This window comes from Mucilaginibacter sp., from assembly GCF_028288105.1.
GTDB lineage: Bacteria > Bacteroidota > Bacteroidia > Sphingobacteriales > Sphingobacteriaceae > Mucilaginibacter.
Genome location: NZ_JAQBOI010000055.1, coordinates 1 through 9,552, shown reverse-complemented (window position 1 = coordinate 9,552; position 9,552 = coordinate 1). Strand labels below are relative to the sequence as shown.

9 protein-coding genes and 2 pseudogenes are annotated in these 9,552 nt (G+C 40.6%); 4 read left to right on the top strand and 7 right to left on the bottom strand.

Annotated features, from left to right (window positions below; translation table 11 throughout):
- The 3 genes and pseudogenes from JWQ85_RS03795 to JWQ85_RS03785 all read left to right on the top strand — a co-directional run.
- Positions 1 to 466 (top strand): annotated as a pseudogene (locus tag JWQ85_RS03795) (adenylosuccinate lyase); the annotation flags it as partial.
- Positions 467 to 1,015: 549 nt separating this feature from the next.
- Positions 1,016 to 1,567, top strand: coding sequence for a NifU family protein (locus JWQ85_RS03790; RefSeq protein WP_256536867.1), 552 nt, complete (start codon positions 1,016 to 1,018; stop codon positions 1,565 to 1,567).
- Positions 1,568 to 1,914: 347 nt separating this feature from the next.
- Positions 1,915 to 2,289 (top strand): hypothetical protein, encoded by a 375-nt coding sequence (locus JWQ85_RS03785; protein WP_299464171.1) that lies wholly within the window; start codon positions 1,915 to 1,917, stop codon positions 2,287 to 2,289.
- Positions 2,290 to 2,376: 87 nt separating this feature from the next.
- Here JWQ85_RS03785 and JWQ85_RS03780 read toward each other — a convergent pair whose 3' ends face one another.
- From JWQ85_RS03780 to mtaB, 3 genes are read right to left on the bottom strand one after another with little or no spacing between them, the layout of a single operon-like run.
- Positions 2,377 to 3,171: an inositol monophosphatase family protein gene (locus tag JWQ85_RS03780; RefSeq protein ID WP_299464168.1), complete on the bottom strand. Its 795-nt coding sequence runs from the start codon at positions 3,169 to 3,171 to the stop codon at positions 2,377 to 2,379.
- Positions 3,172 to 3,196: 25 nt separating this feature from the next.
- A complete protein-coding gene (locus JWQ85_RS03775) occupies positions 3,197 to 4,375 on the bottom strand; it encodes a prolipoprotein diacylglyceryl transferase (RefSeq protein ID WP_299464165.1) in 1,179 nt (392 codons plus the stop codon).
- A 30-nt stretch (positions 4,376 to 4,405) separates the two neighbouring features.
- Complete coding sequence (gene mtaB, locus JWQ85_RS03770) at positions 4,406 to 5,728, bottom strand: tRNA (N(6)-L-threonylcarbamoyladenosine(37)-C(2))-methylthiotransferase MtaB (RefSeq protein WP_299464163.1); 1,323 nt, start codon at positions 5,726 to 5,728, stop codon at positions 4,406 to 4,408.
- A 157-nt stretch (positions 5,729 to 5,885) separates the two neighbouring features.
- Here mtaB and JWQ85_RS03765 point away from each other — a divergent pair, with 157 nt between their 5' ends.
- Positions 5,886 to 6,941, top strand: coding sequence for a hypothetical protein (locus tag JWQ85_RS03765; protein WP_299464160.1), 1,056 nt, complete (start codon positions 5,886 to 5,888; stop codon positions 6,939 to 6,941).
- Between the two features lie 63 nt (positions 6,942 to 7,004).
- Here the strand turns inward: JWQ85_RS03765 and JWQ85_RS03760 are convergent, their stop codons facing one another.
- The 4 genes and pseudogenes from JWQ85_RS03760 to JWQ85_RS03745 form a co-directional block, all read right to left on the bottom strand.
- Complete coding sequence (locus tag JWQ85_RS03760; protein ID WP_299464157.1) at positions 7,005 to 7,496, bottom strand: DUF6265 family protein; 492 nt, start codon at positions 7,494 to 7,496, stop codon at positions 7,005 to 7,007.
- Positions 7,497 to 7,526: 30 nt separating this feature from the next.
- Positions 7,527 to 8,093, bottom strand: coding sequence for a UbiX family flavin prenyltransferase (locus JWQ85_RS03755; protein ID WP_299464177.1), 567 nt, complete (start codon positions 8,091 to 8,093; stop codon positions 7,527 to 7,529).
- Between the two features lie 162 nt (positions 8,094 to 8,255).
- Positions 8,256 to 9,143 (bottom strand): exopolyphosphatase, encoded by an 888-nt coding sequence (locus JWQ85_RS03750; RefSeq protein ID WP_299464154.1) that lies wholly within the window; start codon positions 9,141 to 9,143, stop codon positions 8,256 to 8,258.
- A pseudogene (locus tag JWQ85_RS03745) lies at positions 9,140 to 9,552 on the bottom strand (polyphosphate kinase 1); the annotation flags it as partial. The gene JWQ85_RS03750 and the pseudogene JWQ85_RS03745, both read right to left, overlap by 4 nt.

The window sequence follows — 9,552 nt, the reverse complement described above, 5'->3', positions numbered from 1 at the left end:
TTCATCGGCTATGCCGCATAAAGTTAACCCGATAGATTTTGAGAACAGTGAGGGTAACCTGGGTATTGCAAATGCCTTGTTTGAGCATTTAGCTGCAAAACTCCCCATTTCCCGCTTACAGCGCGATCTGACCGACTCCACTGTTTTACGTAATATAGGTGTACCGGTGGCACATACGCTTATCGCTATAAAATCCACAGTTAAGGGTTTGAATAAATTATTGCTAAATGAGGTTGCCATAAATGCCAGCCTGGAAGCTAACTGGGCGGTGGTTGCAGAAGCTATCCAAACCATTCTGCGCCGCGAGGGCTATCCAAACCCGTATGAGGCACTAAAGGAGCTTACACGTACCAACACGCAGGTTAATGCGCAAACCATTGCCGAGTTTGTAGAGGGGTTGCAGGTAAGTGATACTGTTAAGAACGAAATTAAAGCGATAACGCCACAGAATTATACAGGGATTTAAAAGGAATGAAGAGATTGCATTCCTTTTGGACATACCCTTTTGTATTTTCTTTTCCTTGTTTTGATTTTTTTGCTATTTATTCAATTCTTACTACATCAGATTTTTCCTTTAGGGTTTTCTTTATTGTTGCACTGATTAACTTTATCTTTTTAGCGGTTTTTATTATATTCTTAAAAGAATATAAAAGAGTTTATTTGAAAGATACTTCACTCTACGTTTATGATCTTTATTCAAACACCCCCTACATCCTGCCGTTAGAACAATTAAGGTATGTTGAGCGCGATAATTCGCGTGTTACAGTATTATGGGGTGTTTATAAAGTTAGTTTTCTTATCGAGGATGGTGAATATCATACTGTTAAGTTTATGAAAAACAAGCTAATCTTCAACTTGAGGAAATACATTTAATGGATGTTTAGGCAACTGTAATTTTTGACCAAAGAGCTTACTTATCTAAAAAACCTCTGTCAGGGTGAAGTAAAACTAAGAATAACAAGTACAAACAATCAAAAACCTGAGTACATTTGTTTACTATTAAATTTTGACACCCATGAATATCAGCGTATATACAGAAGCCACCCCTAACCCGGCAACAATGAAGTTTATTGTAAACAAGTTGCTTATTAACGGAAGCGTGGATTATGCCACAAGGGAAAGTGCAGAAAAATCGCCTTTTGCAAAAGAATTATATAAATTTTCGTTTGTTAATGGTGTGTTTTTTGCCAGCAACTTTGTAACGGTTACCAAAACCGAAGGCAGCGACTGGGATGATATCCAGCCGATATTAAAAGAATTTGTTAAAGGTGCTGTTGAATCTGAATTGAAGGTTCAGGAAGTTGAACAGGCTACAGATGTTGAATTTGAAGGTACCGAAACCGAAATAAAAATACAGCAGATATTGAATGATTACGTTCGCCCGGCTGTTGAGCAGGACGGCGGCGCTATCAGCTACCGCTCGTTTGATGCTGGTGTGGTTACTGTTGAACTTCGCGGTTCATGCAGTGGTTGCCCGTCATCTACAGTAACCCTAAAATCGGGTATCGAGAACCTGCTTAAACGTATGGTTCCGGAAGTAACCGAGGTTGTTTCTGAAGCTTTATAATTTAGATTACACAGGTTATTTGGTGATTTCACCGATAAAATATTTTAACACCGGTTTGGAGAAATTCAGACCGGTGTTTTTGTTTGTATTGATGCCGTTTTTTATGGCTTGTTCCATTTTGAAAATGGAACACGTGTCACAAGCCGAAATTGGATTTTACCCAAATAACTATAACAATTGATTTATAGTAATTTATATTTTAAACTTGTTCCACTTTTTGCAAAATGGAACAGAATGGAACAAGTGTGCAGTGGGTATACAACTCTGTTAGGCATAATAACAGTATCTACTATGTGAGATACTCCGGCGACAAAAGGCAAAAAAGAGTTTTTATATATTAGCAGAATATGTTCGACGCATTACAAATCCTACTGTTTGGAAGACAACCATTTGCAAAGGTTAGCAATAAAACTCTTGAACGAATAATTCGCAGAGAATTTGGCAATTGTGCAAATGACGTAAAACAAAAACTACAGGAAATTAGTGCCACACCTAATAGTAAAAATAGAATTTCAGCAGCAATCTTAAAGTTGGCCGATAACGATATTAATGCGCTTGATGATTTAATTAAAACAAGTAATAATGACTTTAGAGATATAGTGATAAAAGCGGAATACCCCAGATGCTCAAATTTGGATTTTGTCGAAATAAAAAGAAATGGAATGAAACAAATCTATTTTGCAGACTGGAAGGAATATTCAAACTGGCTTAACAAAATTTAGTACAACCTGTCGCAAACTTTCAGCTCATAATATTACATAAAATCAGCTCTGAATTGACGGCAATTACATATTTAATTGGTGTAAAACCTAAACATTAAAGTACTTTTCAATATACTCCAGCATCTCCCCTGTTATTTTACCATTGGTAGCCAATAGCTCACGGGTCTTTAACACTTCCGGGCCGCCTTTAAAGTTCACTACTTTGCCGCCTGCCTGTTGTACAATAACAATACCGGCCGCAATATCCCATGGGTTTAAATTGTACTCGTAAAATGCCTCAAAACGCCCTGCGGCAGTATACGCAAGGTCGACAGCGGCTGAGCCAATACGGCGCAGACCATGGCAGTTGCGCATCAGTTCAGTAAATAATTTTATATAGGCTTCCTGGTAGCTAAAATCGTAATAAGGGAAACCTGTTGCAATAAGGCTATCGGCAATGGTTGGTTTGTTGCTCACCTTTATCTCGGCGCCGTTTAAGTATGCAGGTGCATCTTTATGGGCGTAAAAGCATTCGTCCTGGTTTACTTCATATACTACGCCTAAAACCAGTTCATCGTTATCCTGCAGGGCAATACTAACCGAGTAGGTAGGTAAGCCATGTATAAAGTTGGTAGTACCATCCAGCGGATCAATGACCCAGTTGTAGCGCTCTCCTATTTTGGTGCTTGTTTTTTCTTCGGTAATAAAGCCAGCTTCGGGCAGTATCAGTTCCAGTCCCGCTACTATTTTTTGCTCGGCGGTTTTATCAACGTACGATACCAGGTCGTTAAGTCCTTTATATTCTATCTTATCGGCATCAAATATTTTGCGTTCCTGGCGTATGAACTGACCGGCTTCTTTAGACACATCAATTACCTGCCCAATGATCTGGTTTAACTGCATAATACTTTAAAATTGATGATAATTATCAGTTAGTGGCCCCTGTTTTTTTATAACGACTGGTGCCAATGTATATTAATGCAGCACCACCCAGAACCATAATCACAGATATCATTTCGGCCTGGGTGAACGAGATGCCGGCGACTACATACTTAGTATTAACGCGGATAAGCTCGATAAGGAAGCGCTCAACACCTGCCATTATCATGTATATCCCAAACAACACGCCCGGGGCTTTAAACTTGTGACGCAATTGCCAAAGCACAAAGAATAACATTATACAAATAACCGATTCATAAAACGATGTTGGGTACACCGGAAGCTTCAGTTCATAGCAAAACTTACCAACGCAATCGGGAATATGAACCATGTTATTATCATAAGGGTTGCCATCCACGTTATGAGGGAATTTAAAGCTCCACATCCAATCGGGCGCCCAGCTTAACAATCCCGGTTTAGGGTTAAGGTTTGGGATACCCCAATCACCATCGCCACTCATTTGGCAACCTATACGGCCAACGCCATAGGCAAGCATTACACCGGGCCCGCCAATATCCAGCATGGTTAACGGCCTAATATTATGTTTGTTTGCTATGTATAGTACCGCTGCACCACCACATATTAAACCACCGTAAAAAGTTAAACCGCTAAAGCCAATCAGCATGTCAACCGGGTTACGCATAAACTGGCCCCAGTTTTCTAAAGCATTAAATAGTTTTGCTCCTGCAAAACCAAAAATAGCCGCCCACAATAATATGCTGCCCATTAACTCGTACGTGTGCACAGTTACACGGCGTTGCTCGGGTTTTGGTAAAATTTGCTTTTTATTTTCGTAATAAGCCCAATAAGCCATTAATCCAGCTACAATTATTCCCCCGGCCCAGTTACCTTTTAACGATAAAAGAAAATCCTGAGGGTTATCAATTAACGCGCTGTAATGCAGCGCGGCATCAACTATTTTAAAACCTAATACAAAGCCAAATATGGCATTGCCCGCCAGCTCAGCAGTGGTAGCTGGTGCACCAACAGTAACCGTTTTTTCGAACGGATGGATATAACCTAACTTTTCCTTCCGCTTAAATTCCTGGCTAAAGGCCCAATAAGCAGCCATAAAGGCTAAAGCCACAAAAAAGCCAAATGTTTGTATAGGTAACGGAATGTTAACACCAGTTAGATATTCTATCAGCGAGGAAAGAGTTGGAAACATATTTAGGTATTTGTGCTGCGAATATAATAGTTAATGCACTAATATTTGTTCGCTTTCTGTTATTTCAACGTCACCATCAGATGATATTGCTGTTAAATGAACGCGCTTTATTTCGTTAACCAATATGGGGTCGTACTTAACTTTTACTTTAACGTAGTTACGGGTAAAACCATGCATATATCCGTTTTTTACATCGCCACCCTCAAATAATACCTCGTCGGTTTTGCCTATTTGGGTTTCGTAAAACGAACGGCGTTTTTTATCAGATAATATATGCAGCATTTTGCTCCGCTCGGCACGGGTAGAGCCGGGTACAGTGCCGCTCATGTTTGCTGCAGGGGTATTTTCCCTTTCAGAGTAGGTGAACACGTGCAGGTAAGAAACATTCAGCTCATTCAGGAAATTATAAGTATCAATAAAGTCCTCGCGGGTTTCGCCGGGGAAACCAACTATCACGTCAACCCCGATACAGCAATTGGGCATTAGCTGTTTTATTTTTGCTACGCGATTTAAATACAACTCCCTTTTATACCTGCGGCGCATTAATCCTAATATTTTATCAGAACCCGATTGCAGCGGGATATGGAAATGTGGTACAAAACGTTTTGATGTGGCTACAAAGGCTATTATCTCGTCGTTAAGCAGGTTTGGTTCGATAGATGAGATCCGAATACGTTCTATCCCTTCCACTTCGTCCAGCGCCTTTACAAGGTCAAAAAAACGATCTTCCCGTTTACCCTCGCGGATGCCGAAATCGCCCAGGTTTACCCCTGTAAGCACAATCTCTTTTACGCCCGATGCTGCTATGTCTTTTGCTTGCGCGATAACGTTCTCTATGGTATCGCTCCTGCTGCTGCCACGGGCAAGCGGTATGGTACAAAATGTACAAGAGTAATCGCAGCCATCCTGAACCTTAAGGAACGTACGGGTACGGTCGCCAAAAGAATATGATGGTACAAACTGATTAGCCTCGGATACGGGCTGATTGTAAACAACCGCTTTAGGGTTCTTGGTAAGATCTGTAATAAAATCTACCAGTTGAAATTTCTCTGCAGCGCCTAAAACCATATCCACGCCGGGTATTTCGGCAATTTCTTTTGGTTTTAACTGCGCGTAACAGCCCACAATGGTAATAAAAGCGTTTGGAGAGATCTTTAGCGCTTCCTTAACTATCTTTTTACACTTTTTATCGGCGTTATCAGTTACCGAACAGGTGTTTATTACATATACGTTGGGCGTATCGGTAAAATCCACCGTATCAAAACCGGCGTTGCTAAACAGGCGACCAATTGAGGAGGTCTCCGAGTAATTCAGCTTGCAGCCAAGTGTATAAAAAGCGACTTTCTTATTCATTTGCAAGGCGCAAAGATAAACATTTAGTGAATTAGTGAGTTAGTGAATTAGTGATTGCTTGTTAACGGGATGTAAAATTGGGTTTGGTTAGTTATTATTTTCGATAGGTTCCAGGATTGTATCACATCTCCGCCATTATCCGTACTATACTATATCTATGAATATATACGCCATATATGGCACATTTACCAATGATGCATTACCGCTTGTTACTATTGATGTAACTGATAAACTTACCGGATATATCAATGGCAATCAGTTAACGTTGCCACAGGAGATAAACTTTGATGACGCGTTTGGCTATATAGAACTCGGTAAACAAAAGTATTTACAGGTAAGTGCTGACGGGCAGCTTTTTAACATTGCAGCCGACAGCTACGTTACTGATGTAGTAATTGATCTTACTGATGCTGGTAAACGTATAGTTATAGTTTATTACTTATACACCAGCCCGGGTTCAAACTGGCGCGCTATTGTAACGGGGCAACTATACCAGTTAAAAAGTTACGGGATTTTATCGGAAGCAAATCTGTACATCCACATTACAGACTGCCATGGTTTCGCGGATGAAGTAAAAACGCTGATCAATGAAATTACGCCGGACGCAATTGTAAGTACATCATTTAAAAATGAGTTTGAATATCCCGCGTTAAAATTGGTACATGATTTGGCGGTAAAACATCCGGATAATAACTTCATTTATTTCCACACCAAAGGGATGAGCCATAATTACCATTCACGATCTTTAGAAGAGATAACCCTTTTTACCAAAACGTTTGAGAACTGGCGCAAAAACCTGCAGATACTAAACCAGCCCAGGGTAAACAAAGTGGGTTTGTTCCCGGCAAAAGAAGGGTGGATATGGTATAACTTTTGGTATGCAAAAGGCAGTTACCTTGCTCAGTTTAAAGCACCTGTGTTAACTAAAGACCGTTATTATTATGAATCGTGGCTGGGCAGGTCGGCACCTGATTATCCTGCTGATACAAGTACCAGCTATAACCTTTACCAAATCAAACAAATAAATAAAACTGTTTTTGAACCCGCCGAGGCCGATTATCACAAAGCAAATTTAACGTATAGGTTATTTGCAACCCATGAGTCCAGAAAAATGCGTTTGTTTTTAACCAGGCCTTTGATCATTCAGTGGTATATAAGAATCAAATTCTTTTTTGATTCGATGCGGAAGAAAGCCAAAGGTTCATCAATCTGAGCTTGTTCAAGACTTGTACGCTTGCTAATGGTTCGACAAGCTCACCATGACATCTTCTGATATCTACTTACTTAGCGTATATGCAAACACGTCCCGCTTCCATTTACCATCCTTGCCTTTTTCATCCAGTATGCAATCCATTTTTAGCGGGCTAATGCGTTTGTAGGTTATCAAAACAGCTTTATCAAGTGATTCAAATACCACTTCGTTTTTCGCAAGTTTTATAACCGGCATCAGGTAGGGCTTATCTTTATCCTCCCACCCTATACTACCTTTATTAAAATGGCGCAGTTTCATCACCGGGATACTATCAGATTGTTCTATTGCCATGAACTCGTAAAACACCACTTTACCATCTTTAACACACCTAAATGTGCTTACCATGTTATCGCCCATTGGTTGTCCCCAAAACTCTTCCATATCACCCCATTCATGTTTAAGTGCCCATTTACCAGCCATAAAGGCAAGGTCATTTACCGAAGCTTTTTTTAGCTGCGCGGATGCGGAAAGGGTAATTGTTGAGATAAACAGGATGAGTAGGTATGCTTTCTTCATAAATCTATAATTCAACAAATCAATAATTAACTAAATCCCCTCCCACCTATAGCTTTCATTCTCCAAGCCTATCAGGTCTATTACACGGTTTACCACCGTCATCGCCAGTTCTTCTATGGTTTTTGGTTTACTATAGTACGATGGTATGGCCGGGCAAATAATACCACCGGCTTCGGTAACGGTTTGCATATTGCGGATATGGATAAGGTTTAACGGGGTATCCCTGGCAACCAATATCAGCTTGCGGCGTTCTTTCAATATTACGTCTGCAGCGCGGCTTATCAGATCGTCAGACACTCCCGAAGCAATGCGCCCCAATGTACCCATTGAACATGGAACAATAACCATCGTATCAAACCGTGCTGACCCTGACGCGAAGGGCGCCATAAAATCATTTTTAGCGTAAAATTTAAAGGGGTAATTACCGTGGGTGGTATCGTCTAATTCAAACTCCCAAACCTGTTTGGCATTATCGCTCATTACAACGGCTACCTCGGCAATCTGGGTTTGCAATGCCTGCAATTTATCAAGCAATAATTTGGCATATATGGCCCCGCTTGCCCCGGTAACGGCTACCACGATCTTTCTCTTTATCATCATCTGTACCAACAAAGTAAAGGAATAAAAATCAGGGGCACAAAAAAGGGTCGAATAACTCGTACTCGACCCTACATCTACCTATGAAAAACATGCCCTTTGAGCGGGCATCACAAATATAATAACAGTTTCTTAATTATTAAACAATTTATTAAAATAAATTTAATGTACTATGGTATAATTCTTTTCAATTAAAGTTTGTATGATTCCATCAACCATTCCTACTGTAGGCACGTATATACTCTTAATATTCGCGCATTTTAGCACAGTTAAATATATTTCGCAGGCAGGGATAATAACATCGGCCCTATCCTGGTTTAATCCAAGTACGTTTATGCGGTCTTTTAGTGAGAACGAATCGAGGTAATTGTACAACGCTCTTAACTTAATATAGCTTAAAGCGGTACCATCTTTTTCCTGCGATAATTTGAAAAGCTTATTGATGTTACCACCGGTACCTATCCCGAAGATATTTTTCAATCCTTTGGTATGCTCACGGATAAAATCTTTCATCTCGTTCCATGTTTCGTCCTTATCCTGGTTATCCAAAATACGGATGGTACCCAGGTTGAACGATTGCGATGCCAGCAACTCGCCATTGCTGAATAACGAAAGTTCGGTACTGCCACCGCCTACATCAATATACAAGTAGTTTTTGCTCTTATCTATGTTGACCTCGGCGTGGCTGGCATAAATGATCTTAGCCTCAGTTTCCCCGTGTACTATTTGGAGGTTTATCCCGGCTTCGATCATAATCCTGTCGGCTACTTCCTGCCCGTTTAAAGCTTCGCGCATGGCCGATGTGGCACAGGCCATGTAATCGGTAACCTTGTAAACATCCATCAGGTTACGAAAGGCCTGCATAGATTTAATAAGGTCGGTAGCTTTTTTTTCTGAAATGTTTTTTTGCAGGAACGCGTCATCACCAAGCCTCACGGGTACACGTATCAACGTGTTTTTCTTGAACGATATTGATCCGTTATTCTCTATGATCTCGGCTATTAATAGCCTTACTGCGTTAGATCCTACATCAATGGCGGCGTATCTCAATTTGTGTTTTTATTTTTAAGGTAGGTGTATATATCTATTTGGGCCCGGGTCAACAGCTCTGTATTGGTTTTGTGGTACCTATTAATACTGTTACCGGTAATATCTCGTGCTTTGGTATTATCGGCAAGCTGTATATTTATAATATCCCGTACTTCGCGCCGCAGGTCATCATCCAATACCGGGAAGCCAACTTCTACCCGGTTATCAATATTGCGGGTCATGAAATCGGCAGATGTTAGGTAAAGTAACTCCTTGCCGCCATTGCCATAAATGTGCACGCGTGCGTGTTCAAGGTACTTATCTACTATACTAACTACTTCTATGTTCTCGCTAAAGCCTTTCTGCCCTGCTATTAAACAGCACATACCCCTTATAATGAGTTTTATCTTCACCCCTGCATTGCTGGCCT

What these genes read in the sequence shown, in the direction of transcription:
- JWQ85_RS03790 (WP_256536867.1), top strand. Translation starts at nt 1,016, where the DNA reads ATGAATATCAGCGTATATACAGAAGCCACCCCTAACCCGGCAACAATG.
- JWQ85_RS03785 (WP_299464171.1), top strand. Translation starts at nt 1,915, where the DNA reads ATGTTCGACGCATTACAAATCCTACTGTTTGGAAGACAACCATTTGCA.
- JWQ85_RS03780 (WP_299464168.1), bottom strand. Translation starts at nt 3,171, where the DNA reads ATGCAGTTAAACCAGATCATTGGGCAGGTAATTGATGTGTCTAAAGAA.
- JWQ85_RS03775 (WP_299464165.1), bottom strand. Translation starts at nt 4,375, where the DNA reads ATGTTTCCAACTCTTTCCTCGCTGATAGAATATCTAACTGGTGTTAAC.
- mtaB (WP_299464163.1), bottom strand. Translation starts at nt 5,728, where the DNA reads ATGAATAAGAAAGTCGCTTTTTATACACTTGGCTGCAAGCTGAATTAC.
- JWQ85_RS03765 (WP_299464160.1), top strand. Translation starts at nt 5,886, where the DNA reads ATGAATATATACGCCATATATGGCACATTTACCAATGATGCATTACCG.
- JWQ85_RS03760 (WP_299464157.1), bottom strand. Translation starts at nt 7,496, where the DNA reads ATGAAGAAAGCATACCTACTCATCCTGTTTATCTCAACAATTACCCTT.
- JWQ85_RS03755 (WP_299464177.1), bottom strand. Translation starts at nt 8,093, where the DNA reads ATGATAAAGAGAAAGATCGTGGTAGCCGTTACCGGGGCAAGCGGGGCC.